Source organism: Burkholderia cepacia, from assembly GCF_001039005.1.
GTDB lineage: Bacteria > Pseudomonadota > Gammaproteobacteria > Burkholderiales > Burkholderiaceae > Burkholderia > Burkholderia theae.
In genome coordinates, this window is record NZ_LDWR01000018.1 from 1 (window position 1) to 22,860 (window position 22,860).

At 61.8% G+C, this 22,860-nt stretch carries 17 protein-coding genes and 1 pseudogene; 11 read left to right on the forward strand and 7 right to left on the reverse strand.

Annotated features, from left to right (window positions below; translation table 11 throughout):
• The 4 genes from VL15_RS10985 to VL15_RS11000 form a co-directional block, all read left to right on the forward strand.
• A partial coding sequence (locus VL15_RS10985) for an efflux RND transporter permease subunit (RefSeq protein ID WP_048245515.1) occupies positions 1-2,090 on the forward strand: 2,090 nt, incomplete at its 5' end.
• Entirely contained in the window at positions 2,090-3,592 is a 1,503-nt protein-coding gene (locus tag VL15_RS10990) for an efflux transporter outer membrane subunit (protein WP_048245516.1), read from the forward strand. The genes VL15_RS10985 and VL15_RS10990, both read left to right, overlap by 1 nt.
• A gap of 197 nt (positions 3,593-3,789) precedes the next feature.
• A complete protein-coding gene (locus VL15_RS10995) occupies positions 3,790-4,992 on the forward strand; it encodes a multidrug effflux MFS transporter (protein WP_048245517.1) in 1,203 nt (400 codons plus the stop codon).
• A 423-nt stretch (positions 4,993-5,415) separates the two neighbouring features.
• Complete coding sequence (locus tag VL15_RS11000) at positions 5,416-6,276, forward strand: NmrA/HSCARG family protein (RefSeq protein WP_048245518.1); 861 nt, start codon at positions 5,416-5,418, stop codon at positions 6,274-6,276.
• Between the two features lie 14 nt (positions 6,277-6,290).
• Here VL15_RS11000 and VL15_RS11005 read toward each other — a convergent pair whose 3' ends face one another.
• The 5 genes from VL15_RS11005 to VL15_RS39070 all read right to left on the reverse strand — a co-directional run bounded on the left by VL15_RS11005 (position 6,291) and on the right by VL15_RS39070 (position 11,717).
• The gene (locus VL15_RS11005; protein ID WP_048245519.1) at positions 6,291-7,409 is read right to left on the reverse strand and encodes an NADH:flavin oxidoreductase; all 1,119 of its coding nucleotides are present in this window, start codon (positions 7,407-7,409) and stop codon (positions 6,291-6,293) included.
• Between the two features lie 157 nt (positions 7,410-7,566).
• The gene (locus tag VL15_RS11010; protein WP_048245520.1) at positions 7,567-8,973 is read right to left on the reverse strand and encodes an MFS transporter; all 1,407 of its coding nucleotides are present in this window, start codon (positions 8,971-8,973) and stop codon (positions 7,567-7,569) included.
• Between the two features lie 223 nt (positions 8,974-9,196).
• Positions 9,197-9,826, reverse strand: a complete 630-nt coding sequence (locus VL15_RS11015) for a TetR/AcrR family transcriptional regulator (RefSeq protein ID WP_048245521.1) — start codon at positions 9,824-9,826, stop codon at positions 9,197-9,199.
• A gap of 307 nt (positions 9,827-10,133) precedes the next feature.
• The gene (locus VL15_RS11020; protein ID WP_048245522.1) at positions 10,134-11,285 is read right to left on the reverse strand and encodes a thiolase family protein; all 1,152 of its coding nucleotides are present in this window, start codon (positions 11,283-11,285) and stop codon (positions 10,134-10,136) included.
• Positions 11,286-11,288: 3 nt separating this feature from the next.
• Positions 11,289-11,717, reverse strand: a complete 429-nt coding sequence (locus tag VL15_RS39070) for a Zn-ribbon domain-containing OB-fold protein (protein ID WP_080970794.1) — start codon at positions 11,715-11,717, stop codon at positions 11,289-11,291.
• 145 nt (positions 11,718-11,862) lie between these two features.
• Here VL15_RS39070 and VL15_RS11030 point away from each other — a divergent pair, with 145 nt between their 5' ends.
• The 3 genes and pseudogenes from VL15_RS11030 to VL15_RS43765 all read left to right on the forward strand — a co-directional run.
• Positions 11,863-13,410, forward strand: a complete 1,548-nt coding sequence (locus VL15_RS11030; RefSeq protein WP_048245523.1) for a class I adenylate-forming enzyme family protein — start codon at positions 11,863-11,865, stop codon at positions 13,408-13,410.
• A gap of 460 nt (positions 13,411-13,870) precedes the next feature.
• Positions 13,871-14,716: a sugar phosphate isomerase/epimerase family protein gene (locus VL15_RS11035; protein ID WP_048245524.1), complete on the forward strand. Its 846-nt coding sequence runs from the start codon at positions 13,871-13,873 to the stop codon at positions 14,714-14,716.
• 10 nt (positions 14,717-14,726) lie between these two features.
• Positions 14,727-15,156: pseudogene (locus VL15_RS43765) on the forward strand (Tn3 family transposase); the annotation flags it as partial.
• Between the two features lie 244 nt (positions 15,157-15,400).
• Here the strand turns inward: VL15_RS43765 and VL15_RS11045 are convergent.
• Both VL15_RS11045 and VL15_RS11050 read right to left on the reverse strand, forming a co-directional pair.
• Positions 15,401-16,345, reverse strand: a complete 945-nt coding sequence (locus tag VL15_RS11045; RefSeq protein WP_048245526.1) for an alpha/beta fold hydrolase — start codon at positions 16,343-16,345, stop codon at positions 15,401-15,403.
• A gap of 176 nt (positions 16,346-16,521) precedes the next feature.
• Positions 16,522-17,514: an NAD(P)H-dependent flavin oxidoreductase gene (locus tag VL15_RS11050; RefSeq protein ID WP_048245527.1), complete on the reverse strand. Its 993-nt coding sequence runs from the start codon at positions 17,512-17,514 to the stop codon at positions 16,522-16,524.
• Positions 17,515-18,115: 601 nt separating this feature from the next.
• Here VL15_RS11050 and VL15_RS11055 point away from each other — a divergent pair.
• The 4 genes from VL15_RS11055 to VL15_RS11070 all read left to right on the forward strand — a co-directional run bounded on the left by VL15_RS11055 (position 18,116) and on the right by VL15_RS11070 (position 22,840).
• Complete coding sequence (locus VL15_RS11055) at positions 18,116-19,666, forward strand: class I adenylate-forming enzyme family protein (RefSeq protein ID WP_048245528.1); 1,551 nt, start codon at positions 18,116-18,118, stop codon at positions 19,664-19,666.
• Positions 19,663-20,451, forward strand: coding sequence for an SDR family NAD(P)-dependent oxidoreductase (locus VL15_RS11060; RefSeq protein WP_048245529.1), 789 nt, complete (start codon positions 19,663-19,665; stop codon positions 20,449-20,451). The genes VL15_RS11055 and VL15_RS11060 overlap by 4 nt, the downstream gene beginning before the upstream one ends.
• Before the next feature lie 7 nt (positions 20,452-20,458).
• Complete coding sequence (locus VL15_RS11065; protein ID WP_048245530.1) at positions 20,459-21,229, forward strand: crotonase/enoyl-CoA hydratase family protein; 771 nt, start codon at positions 20,459-20,461, stop codon at positions 21,227-21,229.
• Between the two features lie 522 nt (positions 21,230-21,751).
• Positions 21,752-22,840 carry a porin gene (locus VL15_RS11070; protein ID WP_048245531.1) on the forward strand — a complete coding sequence of 363 codons (1,089 nt, stop codon included), beginning with the start codon at positions 21,752-21,754 and terminating at the stop codon, positions 22,838-22,840.
• Positions 22,841-22,860 lie beyond the last annotated feature (20 nt).

Here is a 22,860-nt window from a genome sequence, read left to right on the forward strand (position 1 = left end):
CGGTGCCGGTCGTGCTGCTCGGTACGTTCGCGATCATGTCGATGGCAGGCTTCTCGATCAACACGCTGTCGATGTTCGGCCTCGTGCTCGCGATCGGCCTGCTGGTGGACGATGCGATCGTGGTGGTGGAGAACGTCGAGCGGGTGATGGCCGAAGAGGGCCTATCACCGAAGGAAGCGACCAAGAAGGCGATGGGCCAGATCACCGGCGCACTCGTCGGCGTGGCGCTGGTGCTGTCGGCGGTGTTCGTGCCGGTGGCGTTCTCGGGCGGTTCGGTCGGCGCGATTTATCGCCAGTTCTCGCTGACGATCGTGTCGGCGATGGTGCTGTCGGTGCTCGTCGCGTTGATTCTGACGCCGGCGCTGTGCGCGACGATCCTCAAGCCGATCCCGCAAGGGCATCACGAAGAGAAGAAGGGCTTCTTCGGCTGGTTCAACCGCACGTTCAACAATAGCCGCGACAAGTACCACGTCGGCGTGCACCACGTGATCAAGCGCTCGGGCCGCTGGCTCATCATTTATCTGGTCGTGATCGTCGCGGTCGGCCTGCTGTTCGTGCGCCTGCCGAAGTCGTTCCTGCCCGATGAAGACCAGGGCCTGCTGTTCGTGATCGTGCAGACGCCGTCGGGCTCGACGCAGGAAACGACCGCGAAGACCCTCGCGAACATTTCCGACTACCTGCTGAAGGACGAGAAGGAAATCGTCGAGTCGGTGTTCACGGTGGCTGGCTTCAGCTTCGCGGGCCGCGGCCAGAACTCCGGTCTCGTGTTCGTTCGCCTGAAGGATTACTCGCAGCGTCAGCATGCGAACCAGAAGGTCCAGGCGCTGATCGGCCGGATGTTCGGGCGCTACGCGGGCTACAAGGACGCGCTGGTGATCCCGTTCAACCCGCCGTCGATTCCTGAACTCGGTACGGCCGCCGGCTTCGACTTCGAGCTGACGGACAACGCCGGTCTCGGTCACGATGCGCTGATGGCCGCGCGTAACCAACTGCTCGGGATGGCCTCGAAGGATCCGACGCTGCAGGGCGTGCGCCCGAACGGCCTGAACGACACGCCGCAGTACAAGGTCGACATTGATCGCGAGAAGGCGAATGCGCTCGGCGTGACGGCGGATGCGATCGACCAGACGTTCTCGATCGCGTGGGCGTCGCAGTACGTGAACAACTTCCTCGACACCGACGGCCGGATCAAGCGTGTGTACGTGCAGGCCGACGCGCCGTTCCGGATGACGCCGGAAGACATGAACATCTGGTACGTGCGCAACGGGTCGGGCGGGATGGTGCCGTTCAGCGCCTTCTCGACCGGTCACTGGACGTACGGTTCGCCGAAGCTCGAGCGCTACAACGGTGTGTCGGCGATGGAAATCCAGGGTCAGGCGTCACCGGGCAAGTCGACCGGTCAGGCGATGGCTGCGATGGAACAGCTCACGAAGAAGTTGCCCACGGGCATCGGCTATTCGTGGACGGGTCTGTCGTTCCAGGAAATCCAGTCCGGTTCGCAGGCGCCGATCCTGTACGCGATCTCGATCCTCGTCGTGTTTCTGTGTCTCGCGGCGCTGTATGAAAGCTGGTCGATCCCGTTCTCGGTGATCATGGTGGTGCCGCTCGGCGTGATCGGCGCACTGCTCGCGGCGACGATGCGCGGCCTCGAGAACGACGTGTTCTTCCAGGTCGGCCTGCTGACCACCGTGGGCTTGTCCGCGAAGAACGCGATTCTGATCGTGGAGTTCGCTCGCGAGCTGCAGGTGACGGAGAAGATGGGGCCGATCGAGGCCGCGCTGGAAGCGGCGCGCCTGCGGCTGCGTCCTATCCTGATGACGTCGCTCGCGTTCATTCTCGGCGTGATGCCGCTCGCGATCAGCAACGGCGCGGGTTCGGCGAGCCAGCACGCGATCGGCACGGGCGTGATCGGCGGGATGATCACGGCAACGTTCCTCGCGATCTTCATGATCCCGATGTTCTTCGTGAAGATCCGCGCGATCTTCAGCGGCGAGAAGGAAGACGTCGACGAGGCACTGCGCCTGGCTCAGGAGCACTCGCACCACGAAGAGAAGCCGGGCAACGGCGACGAAGGCAACAAGGGACAGTGATGATGCAAAAACACGCTTTGACTGCAATCGCGGTCGCGCTCTTTGCCACGGGTTGCACGATGGCGCCGCATTACACGCGGCCCGACGCACCCGTCGCACAGGCGTTCCCGGCCGGCGGCGTCTATGCGACGCAGCCGGGTGCTGCCGGCGCGCGCAGCGCGAACGGCCAGGCGGCGACCGCCATCGGCTGGCGCGAATTCTTCGTCGATCCGCGCCTGCAGCGGCTGATCGAAATCGCGCTGAAGAACAACCGCGACCTGCGCGTGTCGGTGCTGAACATCGAGGCGGCGCGTGCGCAGTACCAGATCACGCGCGCCGGCCTGTTCCCGACGCTCGATGCGACGGGCACGGGCAATCGTCAGCGTTTGCCGAATGCGCTGACCTCGGTGCCGGGCCAGAACATCTCGACGACCTACAACGTTGGGCTTTCGGCGTCGTGGGAGCTCGACCTGTTCGGCCGCGTGCAGAGTCTGAAGGATCAGGCACTCGCGCAGTACCTGTCGACCGCTTACGCACGGCAGGCGTCGGAGATCTCACTGGTGTCGCAGGTGGCTGATCAGTACCTGACGCTACTGTCGACCGACGACTTGCTGAAGGTCACGGAGAACACGCTGAAGTCCGCGCAGGCGTCGTACGACCTGACGAAGCTGCAGTTCGACAACGGCACGGGCTCCGAGCTCGACCTGCGTCAGGCTCAGACGGTCGTCGAGACGGCGCTCGCGAACCAGCAGGCGCAGGCACGCGCCCGCGCGCAGGCCGTGAACGCGCTGGTATTGCTGATCGGCGAGCCGCTGCCGGACGACCTGCCGCCGGGCATACCGCTCGACTCGCAGAACCTGCTGACGGACGTGCCGGCCGGCCTTCCGTCCGACCTGCTGACGCGTCGTCCTGACGTGATGCAGGCCGAGCAGACGCTGCTGGCCGCGAACGCGAACATCGGCGCGGCGCGTGCGGCGTTCTTTCCGCGCATCTCGCTGACGGCGGCGTTCGGCACCGCGAGCCCGACGCTCGGCGGCCTGTTCAAGGCCGGCACGGCGGCGTGGTCGTTTGCGCCGAACATTGCGCTGCCGATCTTCGAGGGCGGGCAGAACATCGCCAACCTCGATCTCGCGCACGTGCAGAAGCGCATCGAGATCGCGAACTACGACAGGGCGATCCAGACGGCATTCCGCGAAGTGTCGGACGGGTTGGCCGCACGCGGCACGTACGACCAGCAGATCGCCGCGCTGGAGCGCAACGAGTACGCGCAGCAGCGCCGTTTCGACCTGTCAGACCTGCGTTACAAGAACGGCGTCGACAGCTACCTGTCGGTGCTGACCGCGCAGACGGACCTGTACTCGGCGCAGCAGTCGCTGATCAGCGCGCGTCTGGCGCGCTGGACGAACCTGGTCGACCTGTACCGTGCATTGGGCGGTGGTTGGGTCCAGCGCGCCGGCGAGACGCCGCGTGCGCCGGATGCACTTGTTGACGATGGCAGAGCTGAGGCTTCAGCTCGAAACTAGGCGCTGTTTACTTTCGTTGGCGTGTGCAGTGGATGCCCGTGACGCGGGAACCGTGCGAGCACCTTGGACGCCAGCGGAGGCGTCGGAACGACTCGAGTGCTGGAAGCGCATGCCGACAAGCGATGTGAATGCGGGCTCAGCAATCTTTTTGGTGTCGCGAACCTGTATGGTTCGTGCGCCCCAACCGAGGTAATTTTATGTATTCCCGATTCTTCAGAGTCGCGTTGATATTAGGCCTGCTATCCGCGATCGGGCCATTCGCCATCGATATGTACCTGCCTGCACTGCCGATGATTAGCCGGAGCATGGGTGCGGATATGAGTACCACGCAGTTGAGCTTGACGGCGTTCTTCGTGTCGATGGGCGTCGGCCAACTCATCTATGGCCCTGTATCGGACGTCGTGGGACGCAAGCCGCCACTTTATTTCGGACTGGCATTGTTCGTCGCCGCGAGCATCGGCTGCGCCTTGGCCACAAGCATCGACTCGCTTGTCGCGCTTCGCTCCGTACAAGGCCTCGGCGCGGCCGCAGGCATGGTGATTCCGCGCGCCGTGGTGCGCGACCTGCATACCGGCAATGACGCCACTCGATTGATTTCGATGCTGATGCTGGTATTTGGCATTTCGCCGATTCTCGCACCGCTGGTCGGCAGCATTGTCATTGCCCATGCGGGCTGGCGCGGTGTTTTCTGGGTGGTGACTTTTGCGGCGCTGGCCGGATTGGCATTGGCCCTGACGATGCTCTCGGAATCGCGCACACGCGACGCCCGCATTGGCGGCAGCTTCGGCACGACAATGCGTTCGTACATGCTATTGCTGCGTAACGGCCGCTATCTGGGTCTGGTGCTCATCGGCAGTTGTGCGTTAGCAATTTTCTTCATCTTCCTGGCCAACTCGCCGTTCGTGCTGATCAACCACTATGGCCTGTCGCCGGCACACTATGGCCTTGCCTTCGGGTTCAATGCGGCGTCGTTCTTTACCGCGGCACAATTTAACGGTGCATTGTGCGAACGCTTCGGCATCGAGCGGGTGATCAAGGTCAGCGTACATGTGTGCGGTTCCGTCCTGCTGATCCTTCTGGCCTACTATGTTGCCATCGGTGACCGGCTGTGGGTATTGATCGCCCTTTACGCTCTTGCCAGTGCATTCATGGGTATTGTGATTCCCACGACAGGCGTGCTCGCGATGGAGCAGCACGGCCATATCGCGGGAACGGCGTCTGCGCTGTTGGGAACGGTGCAGATACTGACCGGCGCGGCCGCGACGGCCGTGGTGGGGTGGTTCGCGAGCGACAGTCCGTTGCCAATGATCGCCGGCATGACAGCCTGCGGACTGATCGCCATAGGGTTGTCGTGGATGACGCTGGGCGGTCGATCGACAGCGAGTGTTCGTGCTACGTAATTGTGCTGGATATCGCCGTTTTCATGAAGGACAGGTCGATCACGTTCATTGGGAACGTGCCGGAAGCGGATCGGATCGAACCGGTCGCCACCACGTGCAGCATGTCTTCGTGTGAATGCGGCGAGAAATGCGCTCAAGGTGACAGTCGTTGGTCAATGCATCGCGTACCTCTCACTTCTCGCTTCTCGGTGGGGAACGTGCGATTGTCGCTCAAGCTCCGGGCGTCGCTTGCAGACCTGCTATTGCTTAACCGGAGCTGAGTTCGCTATCGACGACGGTCCGACTGATTGGTGATACGTAGAACTGAGCGAAGAAGTGCGGTTTTGACAGCATTGTTCGACAATTCTGTTTTTCGTCGTCCTTGTCCTTTGATTCAAAACAGTCGATATTTTTAACGTTATCAAAACGGTCGATTTTCATACCATGACTTTCAGAACCATCGTTGTTCTAGGTGCGACGGGGCAACAGGGCGGTGCCGTGGCTCGCTCGTTGAGGGCGGATGGTCATTGGCGCATTCGTGCGCTTTCCAGAAATCCTGGCTCCGAGGCGGCGCAACAATTGGCCGCGGGTGGCATCGAGGTCGTCCCGGCCGACATGGACGACTCGGCCTCGTTGCGGATCGCTTTCACCGACGCATATGGCGTTTTTTCCGTTCAAGGGTCCGAGCAAGGTGCGGAGGTAGAGACTCACCGGGGCATTGCTGTGGCGGATGCCGCGCTAGCTGCAGGAGTAAGGCACTTCATCTATGCATCGGTGGGGGGAGCTGATCGGGGCTCGGCCGTACCGCATTTTCAAAGCAAGTGGCTTGTCGAGGAACACATCCGCAGCATTGGCCTTCCCGCCAGCATCGTTCGTCCCGTGTTCTTCATGGACAACTTTAGTAGGCCGGCACTACGAGCCGTGCTGCTGGCACTGCTGCGCAGCTATGTGCCCGAGACGAAGCGACTCCAGATGATCGCAACGGCCGACATTGGCAATTGGGTTGCGCGGGCCTTCGACGATCCGGGTGAATTTCTTGGCAAGTCCGAGGAAATCGCCGGTGTCGAGCTGACCCGTGCGCAGATTGTCGCTGCCTTCAAGCGCCATGGACGGTCGGCCGGGCTGCCATTCCCGCTGCCCAGGGTGCTATTGCGCCCATTGCCCTATGATGTCCGGAGGATGTTCGAGTGGTTTGGGGAGGCTGGCTACCTCGCTGACATACCGGCATTGCTGGCGCGTCAGCCCGACGTGCGTACCTTCGACAAGTGGCTCACCGAACAACGCGGCAGCCGTGTGCCTGGTTAAGCGGGTCGTTTCAATCAGACGAACGTCGCAAGTGCGGACGCATCAAACCCTTTCAAGCGTGCCGCATCACCTGCACGAATCTTCGCCACCCACTGAGGGTCGCTCAACAGCGCTCGGCCCACTGCGATCAAGTCGAACTCGTCGCGTTCCATCCGCTCGATCAACGGGTCCAGGCCGACGCTGCCAGCGCCTTCTCCGGCAAATGCAGCTCTAAACTCGTTGGACAGGCCCACCGATCCGACGCTGACCGTTACAGCGCCAGTCAGCTTCTTGGCCCATCCAGCGAAATTCAGACCAGAGGCGCCATCGATCTCGGGAAACTCAGGCTCCCAGAATCGCCGCTGAGAACAATGCAGCACGTCCACCCCTGCGTCTACGAGCGGTTGCAGCCAGTCGGCCATCTGATCCGGCGTTTGCGCAATTTTTGCGTCGTAGTCCTGCGGCTTCCACTGGCTAAGACGCATCAAAATGGGAAAATCCGGTCCGACTGCCACGCGAACTGCAGCCACGATTTCGGCGGCGAAATTGGCTCGTTCGCGGATGGTCGCGCCGCCGTAACGGTCGGTACGCAAGTTCGTGCCGGCCCAGAAGAACTGATCGATCAAATAGCCGTGCGCGCCGTGAATCTCGACGGTATCAAAGCCGAGGCGCTTTGCGTCGGCGGCCGCGTTTGCGAAGGCAGCAATCGTATCGGCGATCGCTTCATCGTTCATCGCTTCACCGCGAGGCTCGTCGGGCGCACAAAGGCCGGAAGGGCTCTCGACCACTGCTTCGGGTTCCCAATCTACTCGAGTGTTCTTGACGGAGCCGGTGTGCCACAGTTGCGGCCCCATTCGTCCGCGTGCGCCGTGGACCGCGTCGATGACACCTTGCCAGCCGCGCAGCGCCGGTTCGCCATGAAAGAACGGTAGCCCGGGACCGTTGCGCGACGCAGGGCGATCAATCACCACGCCTTCGGACAGGATGAGGCCGACTCCGCCCTCGGCCCGGCGACGATAGTATGCGGCGTGGGGCTCCCCGGGTAAGCCGTCAGGGGCAAACGCCCGTGTCATGGGGGCCATGACGATTCGATTGGGCAGTTCGAGAGAGCGGATACGAAGCGGGCGAAAGAGAGCGTCAATTGAAGTGGGCATTTTGTGGGTAGCCTTTGCTGTCAAATGGCGGCGCGAAGTGGCGTTGCATAAGTGCGTCGCGGATAGGGTTCAACGCTTCCTTCTCGCGGCTGCGTCGAACGCGGGCACGGCGCAGGCCGCAACTGGCGCATCAGCTGAAGCGGATGCGCCGGTCGGGTCAGGGCGCCGGAGTTGCATCGCTGATCGCTTCCAGCGAAACGCCCGTGGTATTCCTGGTTGGCAGCAGCGCGATGGCTAACGCGAAGATGACAATGCCGAGTACCGTCCAGGTGGTCGCGAATCCGACCGATTGGTAGACCCCAATGATGAAGAATGGCGCAACGGCGCCTCCCACGTGGCCGACGGCGTTGCAGATCGCGATGCCGGTCGCACGCCCGGCGGTCGGGAAGTGTTCGGCCGTGAGCAAGTAGACCGAAGGCGCGAAGATGCCAGCCTGGAACGCGAGCAGGAAGTAGACGATCGCAATCATCGTGTTGCTGGGATACATGCCCAGAAGGATCAGGCTGATGCCCAAGACGACCGTGGCGATGAACGCCGGCCACTTGCGCGGCATGCGGTCGGCGATCCACGGAGCGACCAAACCGCCGAGTACGATTCCGATGCTGTAGCCGATGGTCAGTAGAATGCTTTTTTGCAGCGGTATACCGTGATCGACGAGCAAGGTCACGCCCATGCTGATCGCGCCGTAAATGGGCAGGTAATTCAGAAACCAGATCACGAAAAACAAAATGGTCCAGGGCAACAGGCGGCGGCCAAAGATGATGGAAATGCCGCGGCTGTGCACATCGATTTGTGCGGGCGCCAATACCGGTGCGGGCGCGCGGCCGGTTTTCTTTCGCGCCAGTGCTTCGGCTGCTGCCACGATCCGTTCGGCGTCTCGCGCATGACCGTGCGCAACGAGCCAACGCGGCGACTCCGGAAAGTGCTTGATCCAGAACAGCACGAACAGTGTCCCGACAACCGGGAGAACGAGAATCACGCGCCAGCCGTGGGCGAAATTGGGCACAAGCCAAAAGGAAAGCCACGGAACTAGCGCCGAGCCAACGAGCCCGGGCAGTGTGGTCCATGCCATATAGCGTCCACGGCCCTTCGCAGGGGAGATCTCACTCATGTAAGTACTGATCACGGTGAGCGCCGCGCCAATACCCATGCCGGATACGAAGCGGGCGACGGCGAAGATGTTGAAGTTCCATGCCAGTCCGTTGACCACAGAGCCTACTCCGTAGAGCATTGCCGCAAGCAGGAAACCCTGCTTTCGTCCCATTCGATCGGCGATCACGCTGGTCACCAGGCCACCAACGATGTAACCCCAGAGCCCAAGGCTCACCACGACGGCCGCAGCCTCTTTCCCGACGTGAAACTCATGCATCGCGCTCGGCAGCACGGTGGCGATGTTGCTGATGTCGAAGTAGGCAAAAAAGAAGGTGATTCCCACCATCATCAGCACAATGGGCGGGTATGGCCAGGCTTCGAGCCGGTCGAGCCGTGCCGCGATCCAGCCTGGACTGGACTGGTCGTTGATCGCCGTGTCTTGCGAGCTTGAAATGGATAGGGTGTTTGCCATGGGTTTGTCTCCGGTCAGGCGGTTTCGTTTTCGTCATCGCAACATGCTGCGTGCGCCCTCCGTTTAAAGTGACGGCGCTTTTTGTCGAGATGCCGGAGATTGGAGCCTCGGACGGCAACAGGTGCATGCGTGACATGTGACCATCTTATTTACTTGCGGTATGGCTAGCAATAAAAATAACGATGAGCATAAACCCTACGCCTGATCGAAGGGCTCGAGTTGTCTAGAGGGTCTGCAGCAGTCTGGCGCGGAGGCCGCATTTGAGCGAGTCGATGGACTTCGCGATATTGCTGGTGTTCGGATCGAGCATGGACTGCATGCGCAGGCCACGAAGTGTGGCGATCAACAGCCGTGCCTCGGCGGCGGGATCGACGTCGGGGCGGATCTGGCCGGCTTCCTGTCCGACCTCAATCTGACGGGCCAGCGCCCGGTGCCAGCGCGCGCTGATGGCTGCGAATGCGGTGCGGATGTGCGGGGCGGGCCCTAGTGATTCCTGCATCAGCATGTAGAACGCGCGGGCGCGTTCGGGAGGCGTGTCCATACCTTCGAGATAGCAGTCGATCTCGCAGAGCAGCGCGTCCATGCCGCGCAGGCCTTGCAATCGCGCCAGCAACCTTTCGCGTTGATCCGTGGCGATCTTGTTGACCAGTTCTTCCAGCATCTGGTCCTTGCTGCCGAAGCGATGCTGGACCAAGCCGCGACTGTAACCGGCTTCGATGCCGATGGATTCGAGCGTGGTATGGGTATACCCGACCCTGGCGATGAGCCTGATGGCGGCTTCCATCAGGCGGCGGTCCGATTCGGCGACGCGCTCGGCCTGAGTGCGGCGCACACGAGGGGTGTTTGCAGTCATGCCGGGGTCCGGATCTTCCGAAGAAAAGAGAGATGTACGTGACATGTGGCTATCTTATTGATTTGTGATATGGCTCACAAGAAAATGGTGATGAGCACGGACTTGTGAGTATGATCGGCGGGGCCCGAGACGTCTAGGGATCGCGGCAAGCGGCGCAAGCTTCAAGGTGCCGTAATCCCTGCCTGCGCCCGCCGCCGGGATCGGCGAATGGATGTCATGTACACCCTTATGGGTGTTCACCGCTTCCGGGTTCGCCCCGTGCCGAGCCATTCCGAATTCGTCGCCAAATGACTGAACCGGAACCGTCTTAGAGGCTCTGCAGGACGTGGGCGAAACATACCGCGCCGAGCCCGACCATGTGAGCCAGCCCGATCCGCGCACCAGGGTGCTGCCGCGCGCCCGCTTCGCCGCGCAACTGCCTGGTGACTTCCGCGATCTGCCCGAGGCCAGTGGGGCCGATCGGATGTCCCATGCCGATCAAGCCCCCCGAGGGGCTCACGGCGCAGTGCCCGCCAATGTCGAAGGCGCCCTCCTTCAGAAGGCCCGCGGCTTGGTCGTGACCGCATACGCCGATGGCTTCGAGGTATTCGAGCTCCTCGACCGTGAAGGCGTCGTGCAGTTCGATCACGTCGAGGTCGCTGGCGCTGACACCTGCCTGTTTCAGTGCGGCTTCGACGGTTTCCTGGGTCAGCATTTCGTCGTAGCGCGTGGGGTCGGCGTAGACGCGCTGGCTGTGAGCTGCCGAAGCGGTCACGCGTACCGCGCGCTCCAGTCCCAGGCCGGCGCGGCGCAGGCCCTCTTCGGAGGCAACCACCACGGCGGCTGCGCCTTCGCCCACGGGAGTGCATTGCAGGCTCGTGAACTGGCCGGAAATTTTCCTGCCGCCCAGGATCTCGTCCAGCGTCTTGGCCTGCTGGCGCTGGGCAAACGGGTTCAGGCTGGCATTGCGCAGGTTCTTGACCGCGACGCGCGCAATATCTTCGAACGAACAGCCGGTGCGGTGCGCGTAGGCATCGGCCAGTAGTGCGAACTGCGTGAACGGGACGATGGCATCGTCGGCCAGGCTGGGGATGCCGGTCAGCATTTCCGCACGCGGCCCCATCGTGGTCGGCTTGTCCACGCCGATGGCAAAGGAGATGTCGCTCATACCGCATGCGACTTCCATGCAGGCTTGACGGAAAGCAGCGGAGCCTGAGGCCGATGCGTTCTCGACATGCGTGATGGGCAGCCCGGTGGCGCCCAGGTGCCTCAACATCGGCCGACCGACGGCCATGGGGAGCAGGGCCTTGGCGACGTAGGCCGACTCCACGAGTTCCCATGGTATGTGCGCATCGGCCAACGCCTCGCGGGCTGCGGTGAGGCCGAGTTGTACGTAGGGCGTTTCGCTCAGCGGCTGATAGGGATGCAGTCCCGCGCCCACAACGTAGACGGGGCGCAGGGAGGCAAGGGTGACGGGCATGGCTTACTCCTGGGACTGATTCGGTTGAGCGAGCGAAAAGCGCAAGTCGTGCACGACGGGGCTTTCCGCGGATGCCACCGGAGACAACACGGCGACCATGGGGCTACCGATCGGAGGGAGGGTGTCGGGCGAGGCGTCCAGCAGCGTGCGCACCATGGGGCCGTCGTCCAGGCGCACCGTGCCGATGACAAAGGGGGCGGGGCGCTCCGGCTTGGCGTGGACGTGCACCGTGACGCGCGCCATCAGCGTGCCGCTGCCGGCAAGTTCGCGGGGTTGCAGTGCGCTGCCGACGGCGCCGCATCGCTCACAGCCCAGATCCTGGGGCGGAAAGAACACGTGGCCGCAGGCGCCGCAATGCATGCCTCGGAGCGAAGGACGGCTGGGTGCTGGTTCGGCCTGATACAGCGTAGGCTTGAGTAGGGAGAGTGTCATGGTTCGATGTGCGCGCCAGGTAAGGTCGGGTGATCCAAGAGGGAGGGGGGGGGCTGGAGTGAGTGTTTTAGGGAAATCAACACTTGCTTGTCATACTGCAAGTATTCTACATTTTAGTCACCATGTCTTGCCAGTAGGAAGAAAAGTGACCGACGAGATTCGACCGGGCAGCATTGAATACTGGGCCGCCCAAACCCCTGACGTGTTGGCTTGCATCGAAGGCGAGCGCAGTCTGACTTGGCAGGACCTGAACGGGAGAGCCAACAGGATCGCGGAGGCGTTGCATCAGGCCGGTGTTGAGCGCGGCCACATCGTGGCGCTCAGCATGGAGGTGCGCCTGGAATGGCTGGTGATTGCGGGGGCCCTTGCGAAGTTGGGCTGCTCGATTCTCGGCGTGAACTGGAGGCTGACGGACGAAGAGACTCGTTACCTGTTGTCCAACAGTGGCGCACGGGTCTTCATTACCGACGCGCAAGATCTGGCCGTCGCTACGCGCGCGGTCCAGTTCGCGCAAGTGCCATTGGCGGTGAGCATCGAAACACAAGGCGAAGGCTTTCTGCACTGGCCGGAGCTGTTTGAGGCGCCCGAGGTGGCGCGCCAATCATTGTCAGAGGCCAGCCTGCTGATCTACACCTCGGGTACCACGGGCCAGCCGAAGGGCGTGGCCTTGGGCACGCCATCGGCGGACCCGGCCACAATGCGCGAATACTACGAGAGCCTCGATCTGGCGGGCTTCGTCGAGGGCGTGCGGGTACAACTGGTCAACATGCCTATGCACCACGGTTCCGGTCCCAACCAGACGTGGAGCGCCATCCGGAAGGGGCGCACCCTGGTGCTGCAGCGCCGGTTCGACGCCGAGGGCGTACTTGCGCTGATCCAGAAGCATGGTGTTCACCACTGGGCGGGCGTGCCCACCATGTTCAAGCGCCTGGCAGGGTTGCCGCCCGAAGTGTTGGCGCGATACGACGTGTCGTCCATCCGCCGCGTCTCGGTGGGAGCGGCGCCGGTTCCATATGCACTCAAGCAGTGGATGTTGTCTTACTTCGGCCGCGATACTTTGCAGGAGACCTACGGTTCCACCGAGACGGGCATGATCTGCACGATGCTGCCTGCCATGCAGGAGCGCAAGCCAGGTTCAAGCGGGTTGCCCTTCCGTCACGTGTCGATCGAGGTTCGTGATTCTCTCGGCCATCCGCAGCCAGTGGGCAAGGTCGGCGAGTTGTGGGTCAAGACGCCGGTCACGATCAAGCATTACCTCAACGAACCCGCGCTCGGCGAGGACGTGCTGGATGCGCGCGGCTTCTTCCGAACCGGCGATGTTGGCTATCTGGACGAGGACGGCTATCTGTTCATTACCGATCGTGTCAAGGACATGATCATCACCGGTGGCGTGAACGTCTATCCGGCCGAGATCGAGGCAGTCCTGCAGCGTCATGCCGCGGTCGAGGACGTCGCTGTCATCGGGATCCCCGATGAAGATTTCGGCGAGCAGGTTCTGGCGTTCTGCCAACTCAAGGCCGGACGAGCAGCAAGCGAGGCAGACTTGCTTGCGCATTGCGAACAGCATCTGGCGTCCCACAAGCGGCCACGCCGCATCGTGTTCGTCCAAGACCTGCCCCGCAACGCAATGGGCAAGGTTCTCAAGCGAGAACTAAGAGATCCCTACTGGACCGGAAAAGAGCGGCGCGTATGACGTGGCATGTCTGAAAGGGTTTGATGCGTCCGCACTTAGCATTCGTCTGAGTGGAAAAGGTGGCTGCCTAAGCGCTAGATCAGTCACGTGACGGCGGCGATGGCGGTGACGGGCAAGGCGGCCGGTGAGGCGTCCCGGAAGGAAGTTACGCTCACCAGGGGCGAGGGCGATTGGCCCGAGGGCGACCACCTACGGGCTCGCTGATCCCGGGCTGGCCGTCGAGGGCGGCGTTGTCACTGCGAGCAACGCTTTGCAGCTTTCATCGTGAATTTCCTTCTCCTGGCGGAGAGACGAAATTCACGCCGCCCGTGGTAAGGGGCAAACCTTGGTGCGTCCACCAGTTGAGCCGTGGGCTTACCTCTCTGAGCTAACCGGCTCGAGAGCTATTCCCGCCGTGACGCATAACTGTGCCACGCCGAATCGGCGGGGGAGCTTGACCATTCCACACATGGAGATATAGATGTCACAGGAAACTTCCCGCCGGAACCGACGCCCGTTGTGCCTTGCCCCTTTGACGGTGATCGAATTGACGCCGTCGCAAATCGTCCAGTGCGCGGCAGATGCTGGCTACGATTTCGTGGGCCTGCGGCTACTGCCGGCCACCGAGACGGAAGTGCGCTATGACTTCATTGGCGATACACCATCGAAGCGCGAGACGCTCGCGCGTCTGAAGGACACCGGCGTTGAAGTGCTTGATGCCGAGATCTTGCGGCTCAAGCCCGAGACGGATGTGGCCGACTACAAGCCGATGCTCGATACAGCCGCCGAACTCGGCGCGCGTTACGTGCTCGTCGCAGGCAATGACCCTGACGTAGCGCGCACTGCGGACAACTTCGCGAAGCTGTGCGACCTCGCCGCACCCTTTGGGCTCACGCCGACGCTTGAACCGATGCCGTGGACCAATGTGAAGGATATTACGCAGGGCGCGCGTATCGTCAAGGCGGCGAGCAGGACGAATGCCGGCCTTCTCGTCGATCCGATCCACTTCGATCGCGCCGCCTCTTCGACTGATGAGCTGCGCGCATTGCCGCGTGAGTACTTTCACTATCTGCAGTTTTGCGACGCGCTCGCCGAACGCCCCAAGAATCTCGAAACACTGCTCTATCAGGCGCGTGCCGAGCGTCTGATCCCCGGTCAGGGCAGCCTGGATCTCGCGAGCATATTGCGTGCGCTTCCGAACGATATTCCAATCAGCATCGAAGTACCGATGGAAGGTTGGGCGAAGGAGGCTAAAGCAACAGAGCGCGCATTGAAGCTTCGTGAGGCAACCCTCACCGTGCTGGACGCGACTTACGGCGCGATCTGATCCGCCGGCAGCTCGCCGACCAGTGACGTGTTCGAACATCGTACGCAAGCTATCGGGCTACAAGCGCCAGAGCCAGACGAAAAAACGCTCCGGGAACTCGACAATCTCTGCCGCACGCGTCACGTCCCGCGCTTCATCAACGATATCGACCTGCGTCGGTCCATACGGAAGGCCTCAACCGCGGCGAAGCGTGCCACCGGCTGCGTTGCTCGGTGGCCTTCGTCAATGGCGGCAAGCTGCGCGTGCACACCGAGGCCAAGCAGCAACTTTGGAGCGAATGCGCCCGCCCGATCGCCGACGCCATCATTCAGTACAAAACGGCCTTGCTTTCGCGCGTGCGCGAGCAGAAGTGCGCCACGGACGACAAGGCCGCGATGGCATTCATCGCCGGCGTGTCGCCGCTCGCGGCGGAGCGATCTCGATCGGTCAATTTTATGGGATGTTGTGGGCCCATCTGACGGGCCATGCCGTGGTCGAATTCAGAAGCGTGTCGCCGGGTGCGTCGTCGTGTCGATGTGCGTTGGCGGCGGCATGGGTGCAACCAGCCGTTCGAAGTGCAGTGACGAAGGCGGCTCTCCATCCACGCTGGCGGGCCGGACACGCCCCACCTTTCCGATACTTCCAACGCCCGCGCCTGAACCAGGCGAGCTTGACGTGCGGGTCCACGTCTGGGTGGGGCTGAGCTCACTCATCCCGCCACGGCCTGAAGAATTCTACGAAACCCGAGAGCAGCTGTTCGGGTTGCTCCTCGGCAGGATAGTGACCGCAATCATCGATGACGAGCACGGTGACATTGTTCGCAAGAGGCGTGAGCTGTTGCTCGATACGCTTGCCGATCGACAACGCGCCCGCGAAACCGAGCACCGGCATGTCAAGTTTCGCCGTCATGCGACGTCGATTCTGCGGAATCGACTGGTCTATCGCGCGGTAATAGTCGAAGCTGGCCTTCAGCGCACCGGGGATGCGGCGAAGCAGTTCCACATAATAGTCGCGCGCGTAGCCCGGAACCGCATCTGGATGACCGGCCTTGGAGCTGAACTGATGACCAAAATAGATGTCCTCTCGACCCACGACCAAGGCTTCGTTTATCTCGTAGGCGCGGTTGAAATTGAAGTGCCATAGGCGATCGCTGGGGCGCCGATCGTCGCTGATAAGCGGGGGTGAGGGCATGGTGCCGGGAATGAGCGCTTCGCCCAGCGCGATCCGGGCGATTCGGTCAGGCGCGTCGGCGGCTATCGCCCAGCCCGTCCACATCCCGATGTCGTGTCCCGCCATCGCGAAGCGATCGTGGCCGAGCTCGCTCATCAGGGCAAGCAAGTCGGCACTGAGCGTTTCAGAGTCGTAGCCATCGGCGGGAATGTCCGATAGGCCGACCCCGCGTGGATCAACCGCGATAACCTTGTATTCGCGCGCCAAGCGCAACATCAAATAGCGCCACATGAACCAGCTTTGGGGCCATCCGCTCAGCAGGAGAAGGGGCGGGCCCTCGCCGCCGATGACGGCGTGATGGGCAATGCCGTTCGCGCGAATCCGATAGCTGCCAAAGCACCGACGAAACGCAGCCGACAAGTTCGGCGCATCGTCGACCGAGCCGAAGCCCGTAAGCTTGTCATATGGTGTCAATCGCATTGTCTGTCCTCCTTCTAATCAACCATTGCGCATCAGGATTGATCGCGTTGCTTCGGCGCAGAGCGCTGCGTCGTCATAGCGACTCTGCGCGGCGGCGCCAATGTCTATAAAGGCCGCAACCGGGGCGATGAGCGCCCGTACGAAAGTCGTCATCTTCATGGTTATTGATAAGAGGCTCAAACATCTAAGTGGGGGGAATTCGCCAAAGAAAGGGCCTGGAGCCGTGCGGCGTCGAACTCACGCTCGGTCGCCGCGACAATCTCGGCCAGCGGCTCGATGCGCGCCACGCCGCTGACCGAATGACCGGCGCTCCAGATGCTGGACCATCGCCGGGGCGCATCCGGGTCCTTGGGCTGGCTGTATCGCTCCCGCGCTTGGGCGGGCGTGGCGGACTCGTCGAGGTCCCGCGGATCGAGCCCGGCGGCAACGAGCGAAGGCCCCAGCATGCTTGTAGGAAGACCGGTGATGGCGCGCGTCAGCACCACGTCGTCCGCAGTCGAGCTGAGCAGCATGTTCTTGTAGGCGGGCGATGCCATGCTTTCTTCGGCCGCGATCATCCTCGTGCCCATGTAGGCGAGATCGCACCCAAGCGCCTGTGCGGCAAACAAGGCAGTGCCATCGCTGACGCCGCCCGCCAGAACGATTGGGCCATCGAAGAAGCTGCGGACTGCCCTGACGAACGCAAATCCATTGAGCCATCCGGTCTGGCCACCGGCCCCGGCGGTCAGGAGGATCAGGCCGTCCGCGCCGACTTCGACCGCCTTTTGAGCATGCCTGATCGTTGCGACGTCCGAGAAGACAAGGCAGCCCGCCTCATGCAGCGGCTCGATGACCGGAGCCGGCGAGCCGACGCTCGTGATGACCATCTCCGCACCGTGCCGGACAATGACCTCGACGTCGCGCCGCAGCTTCTCCTCGCCGTGCCGAATGACAAGATTGGCGCACCACGGCGCAAAGTGCCCATCTCCATCGGATAGTTCCGATTCGATGCGCTGGAGCCATCGGTCGAGCTCGCGTGCATCGTCGGTATTTGCGGTGGGGAACGAGCCGATGATGCCGCTGCGACAGGCCGCGATCACCAGGTCGGGGCCGGACACTCGCCGCATTGGCGCAGCAATGACCGGCAGTCGCAGCCGCTTCGCAATTGCCTCCGGAAGCTGTCTACTCATGGATGGCCTTTCGATTCGATGATGAGTCCGCGGTCGATCAATCACGTCGCAGCATGTGTGCATGCGCGACCACATCAAGGCCGCCCATGTGGGCAAGGCCGGTCCATGTCCCGTGAACCGGCTTCGCCGCGAGGCTGCCAGGCGAGTTCGTCGATCTGGTCGAAACCGATGGGGCAAATGCGACGCTTGGCTTCAATGCAAGCCAGCACTTCGGGGAGGGGGCGGCCCAGTATTCAATGCTCCCGGGTCTGATCTCGTCGGTCACGTCTGTCCTGATGGCAAGGAAAAGTGACTGGAATTTATAATAATTGCGGTATAACTCGCAAGTATAATTTCCCCTAAACCGCATGCCCGAAACGGGTCCCCAGGATCACACTGCTGGTCGACGCCTGTACGCACCGAACTGGCTGTTCGTTCGAAGATATTGCGCGCGTCGCGGCCAAAACCCGGTGGCGGGGCTGCATTCGCAGGGCGCCGAGTTGCTGCGAGTGTGTTGGGTGAGGTCGGGCGGGCGGCTGGATGCTCTAGGGAAATCCATACTTGCTTGTCGTACCGCAAGTATTTACATTTTAGTCACCATGTCTTGCCAGTAGGAAGAAAAGTGACCGACGAGATTCGACCGGGCAGCATTGAATACTGGGCCGCCCAAACCCCTGACGTGTTGGCTTGCATCGAAGGCGAGCGCAGTCTGACTTGGCGGGACCTGAACGCGCGAGCCAACCGGATCGCGGAGGCGTTGCATCAGGCCGGTGTCGAGCGCGGCCACATCGTGGCGCTCAGCATGGAGGTGCGCCTGGAATGGCTGGTGATTGCGGGGGCCCTTGCGAAGTTGGGCTGCTCGATTCTCGGCGTGAACTGGAGGCTGACGGACGAAGAGACCCGTTATCTGCTGTCCAACAGTGGCGCACGGGTCTTCATTACCGACGCGCAAGATCTGGCCGTCGCTACGCGCGCGGTCCAGTTCGCGCAAGTGCCACTGGCTGTGAGTATCGAAACGCCAGGTGAAGGCTTTCTGCACTGGCCGGAACTGTTTGAGGCGCCCGAAGTAGAGCGCCAATCATTATCAGAGGCTAGCCTGCTGATCTATACCTCCGGTACCACGGGCCGGCCGAAGGGCGTGGCCGTAGGTACGCCATCGACGGACCTTGCCACGCTGCGCGAATACCTCGAAAGCCGCGACGCGGTCAGCTTCGTCGGAGGCGCACGAGTACAACTGGTCAACATGCCCATGCATCACGCTTCGGGCCCCAACCAGATTCGGAGCGCCATTCGGAAGGGGCACACCCTGGTGCTGCAGCGCCGGTTCGACGCCGAGGGCGTACTTGCGCTGATCCAGAAGCACCGCGTCGACCTGTGGTCGGGGGTGCCCACCATGTTCAAACGCCTGGCAGGGCTGGCGCCTGAAGTATTGGCGCGATACGACGTGTCGTCCATCCGCCGCGTCTCGGTGGGAGCGGCGCCGGTTCCATATGCACTCAAGCTGTGGATGCTGTCCCACTTCGGCCGCGATACCTTGCTGGAGACCTACGGCTCCACGGAGACCGGCATGGTCTGCGCGATGCTGCCTGCCATGCAGGAGCGCAAGCCAGGTTCAAGCGGGTTGCCCTTCCGTCATGTGTCGGTCGAGGTTCGCACTGCCCATCACGAGCACCTGCAGCCAGTGGGCCAGATTGGCGAGTTGTGGGTCAAGACGCCCATCACGATCAAGCAGTACCTCAATGAACCTGCACTTGGCGAGGACGTGCTGGATGCGCGCGGCTTCTTCCGAACCGGCGATGTTGGCTATCTGGACGAGGACGGCTATCTGTTCATTACCGATCGTGTCAAGGACATGATCATCACCGGTGGCGTGAACGTCTATCCGGCCGAGATCGAGGCAGTCCTGCAGCGTCATGCCGCGGTCGAGGACGTCGCTGTCATCGGGATCCCCGATGAGGACTTCGGCGAGCAGGTTATGGCGTTCTGCCAACTCAAGGCCGGACGTGTAGCAGGCGAGGCCGACTTGCTGGCGCATTGCGAGCAGCACCTGGCGTCCTACAAGCGGCCGCGCCGCATCGTGTTCGTCCAGGACCTGCCCCGCAACGCAATGGGCAAGGTCCTCAAGCGAGAACTAAGAGATCCCTACTGGACTGGAAAGGAACGACGAGTATGAGCGACATTCTTGATGTGACGGGGCGCGTGGCGCTGGTGACGGGCGCGGGCCAAGGTGTCGGCAAGCAAGTGGCCGAACACCTGGCAGCCCACGGTGCAACCGTGATCGTCAACGACTACTTCATGGAGCGCGCGCAGGCAGTCGCCAAGGCCATCGGCGACGCCGGCGGCAAGGCTCATGCCGTGCAGGCCGACGTGACCGACTACGCCAATGTCAAGGCCATGGTCGCACAAGTGCGCGATCTGGCCGGCCCGGTCGATGTGCTGGTCAACAATGCAGGCAATCTGGGCGCCAATCCTTCACCTGACGGTCGCAAGCCGTTCTGGGAGGTTGGCCCGGAGGTCTGGCGCGGTGCCGTGGATGTGAATCTGTACGGCGTCATCAACTGCACGAGCGCCGTGATTCCGGACATGATCGAGCGCAAGAGCGGCCGCCTGATCACCGTCATCTCCGACGCCGGCCGCGTTGGACAATCCGATCTTGAAGTGTATTCCGCGGCCAAGGCCGGCGCGGCCGGCCTCATGCGCGCAGTGGCTCGCTCCATGGGGCGTTACCAGGTTACCGCCAACTGCGTGGCCATCGCGGCCACGCTCACGCCGCCGATCGAGGCGCGCCTGAAGGACGACCCCGAGCGGCTCAAGAAGATGATGTCGCACTATGTCATCCGCCGCCCGGGCAGGCCCACTGACGTGGCCAACATGGTGCTGTTCCTGGCGTCCGGCGCCAGTGACTGGATCACCGGCCAGACTTATCCGGTCAACGGTGGCTTCTCGTTCTCTATGTGAGTCTGCCATGAGCGAAACGCAGAATATCAAGACTCAGCGCGCAGGCGGCATCCTGATCATCACGATCGATCGTCCCGAGGCTCGGAACGCATTCGATCTGGCCACTGCGCAACAGATGCAGGTCGCCATGGACATGCTGGATGCGGACGACAGCCTGTTCGTCGGGGTCGTCACTGGCGCGAGCGACACCTTCTGCGCCGGTGCCGACCTGAAGGCGTTGGCGCGCGGTGAGCGGCCGGCCACGCCAGAGCGAGGTGGCTTCGGAATGTTCCGCAAGCCATCCATCAAGCCGTTGATCGCGGCTGTGGAAGGATATGCCGTCGGCGGCGGGCTCGAGTTGTGCCTAAGCTGCGACCTCATCGTTGCGGCATCCAGTGCCAAGCTCGGTCTGCCGGAGGTGCGCAATGGCTCCGTCGCCATTGGCGGCGGCCTGTTTCGCCTGCCGCGTCGCATGCCGCACCACTTGGCGATGGAGTTGGCGTTGACCGGGGATATCCGCGAGGCCGCCTATTTTCATCAGCATGGGGTGGTCAACCAACTGTCCTTTCCGGGTCACGCACTGCAGGACGCCGTGGCGCTGGGGCAGCGCTTGGTGCAGAACTCGCCATTGGCCTTGGCCGCCAGCAAGGCCGTCGTGCAGGCAGCGAACGAACAAACCGAGGCAGCGCTGTGGGAGGGGCAGAGGGCCCTGGTCGCCAAGGCCTTCCAGTCAGAAGACCGCCAGGAAGGCCTGCGGGCTTTCGCCGAAAAACGCAAGCCGATCTGGCGTGGCCGGTAGCGCTCCCGGCCATCTTCAGCCATCCATCGGAGCGCGTGCGCTCACGTAAGCGGGGGTTATCCACGCATCAAGCTGAAGTTGCTCTTTTTCACGAGCATTTCCGTTCAATGCAAATAGGAATCCGAAATGATTTTATTTGTACGAGGCCCGCCCAACTGATCGCTCCATGGGACGCGGCATGGCTTTTGGCAACTTGTCGGTCGGCCTTGCGTCGTATTCGGTGGCGCGTACCGAAGATCGCCGCGGACCCGATCAACGTGGCATCCGGGTTCCAGAAACCTCTTGGCTAACGCTCTCCGCTACAAACGACTGGAGGCCGTCTCGGCTCCTTGCTAGTTGAGAAAATCACTCAACGTACCGTTGTCGTTTTCCCGCGCTTTTGCATTTTCGCAACACCGGTCGCATCAGGAGGCAAGTTGATTGATGCGCGCAATATGGGGCAGCCGAATTTGCTTTGGTTGCAGAGTAGGAAACCTTATTAGTAGTAAAAAATAAAAAATACAGGTAAACAGGAGACATTCAATGGAGAAGAGGTTTTGGAAAGCGGTGAGGCGCACGGCCGCACTATCGATAACAGGGTTCGGGTTTTCCGTTTCGGCGCACGCGCAGAGCAGCGTGACCCTGTACGGCGTACTCGATGCGAATATGCAGTACACGAGCAAGACTTTGAATTTCGCGACTGGGAGAAATGGCGGAAAGGAGTTGTCTTTGCAGGACAGCGGGTGGTCCGGTTCTCGATTCGGGCTGTCCGGGGCGGAAGATCTCGGCGGCGGCATGCGTGCGATCTTCAAGCTCGAAAGCGGCATCAGTGTGACGAACGGCGGCTTCAATAGTTCGAATGGCAATTTGTTCGGCCGGTCGGCATGGATCGGAATTGATAGTCCTTACGGTACGGTGTCGGCGGGTCTGCAATATTCCCCGTTCTTCATTGCGGTGGACCATCTGGATCCGCGTAGTTTTTCGTATTTCGGCAGCAGCATCGTGAACTACGCCAACAATGTATTGGCGACCGGTATCTCGACGCCGAACTCGATCGCCTATACGAGCCCGCGGATCGACGGTCTCAAGGTGCGCGCGATGTACTCGTTCGGCAATGTTCCCGGTTCGTTCCAGGCAGGGCGCGCGTATTCCGGCAGCCTTGATTACCAGATCGGAAGTTTGTCCGCGGATATTGCGATCTTCGACAGCAACGGCGGGAGTCAACTGAATACGCCGATTCCGTCAACCTTGCAATTCGAGGGCCGGATCTTTGGCCTCGGGTATCACTTGGGCCCGGTAACGATCAAGGCATCGTTTTCGAACTACAAGGTTGCTGGAGGATTCAACAACAATGTTTACGGCGGCGGTCTCGAGTACATCCCTATACCGGATATTGCGTTGAACGCGGGCGTCCAATATACGACTGACAGGAACGACAAGAATAACCACTCCCTGCTGGCTTCTCTTGGCGCCCAATATATGCTTTCGCGGCGAACCTCGCTCTACACTCAGCTCGGTTTCGTGAACAATCATGGCGCCATGAATACGGGGCTCGCGAGCAACATAGCGGCATTCCTCATGCCTGCCGGCAATACGTTTGGCGCGAGCATCGGCATACGGCATTCATTCTAAGAACATGACAGGACTATCAC

Bases quoted from the DNA above. Each gene is read 5' to 3' on its own strand.
- VL15_RS10990 (WP_048245516.1), top strand. From the start codon at position 2,090: ATGATGCAAAAACACGCTTTGACTGCAATCGCGGTCGCGCTCTTTGCC.
- VL15_RS10995 (WP_048245517.1), top strand. From the start codon at position 3,790: ATGTATTCCCGATTCTTCAGAGTCGCGTTGATATTAGGCCTGCTATCC.
- VL15_RS11000 (WP_048245518.1), top strand. From the start codon at position 5,416: ATGACTTTCAGAACCATCGTTGTTCTAGGTGCGACGGGGCAACAGGGC.
- VL15_RS11005 (WP_048245519.1), bottom strand. From the start codon at position 7,409: ATGCCCACTTCAATTGACGCTCTCTTTCGCCCGCTTCGTATCCGCTCT.
- VL15_RS11010 (WP_048245520.1), bottom strand. From the start codon at position 8,973: ATGGCAAACACCCTATCCATTTCAAGCTCGCAAGACACGGCGATCAAC.
- VL15_RS11015 (WP_048245521.1), bottom strand. From the start codon at position 9,826: ATGACTGCAAACACCCCTCGTGTGCGCCGCACTCAGGCCGAGCGCGTC.
- VL15_RS11020 (WP_048245522.1), bottom strand. From the start codon at position 11,285: ATGCCCGTCACCCTTGCCTCCCTGCGCCCCGTCTACGTTGTGGGCGCG.
- VL15_RS39070 (WP_080970794.1), bottom strand. From the start codon at position 11,717: ATGACACTCTCCCTACTCAAGCCTACGCTGTATCAGGCCGAACCAGCA.
- VL15_RS11035 (WP_048245524.1), top strand. From the start codon at position 13,871: ATGTCACAGGAAACTTCCCGCCGGAACCGACGCCCGTTGTGCCTTGCC.
- VL15_RS11045 (WP_048245526.1), bottom strand. From the start codon at position 16,345: ATGCGATTGACACCATATGACAAGCTTACGGGCTTCGGCTCGGTCGAC.
- VL15_RS11050 (WP_048245527.1), bottom strand. From the start codon at position 17,514: ATGAGTAGACAGCTTCCGGAGGCAATTGCGAAGCGGCTGCGACTGCCG.
- VL15_RS11060 (WP_048245529.1), top strand. From the start codon at position 19,663: ATGAGCGACATTCTTGATGTGACGGGGCGCGTGGCGCTGGTGACGGGC.
- VL15_RS11065 (WP_048245530.1), top strand. From the start codon at position 20,459: ATGAGCGAAACGCAGAATATCAAGACTCAGCGCGCAGGCGGCATCCTG.
- VL15_RS11070 (WP_048245531.1), top strand. From the start codon at position 21,752: ATGGAGAAGAGGTTTTGGAAAGCGGTGAGGCGCACGGCCGCACTATCG.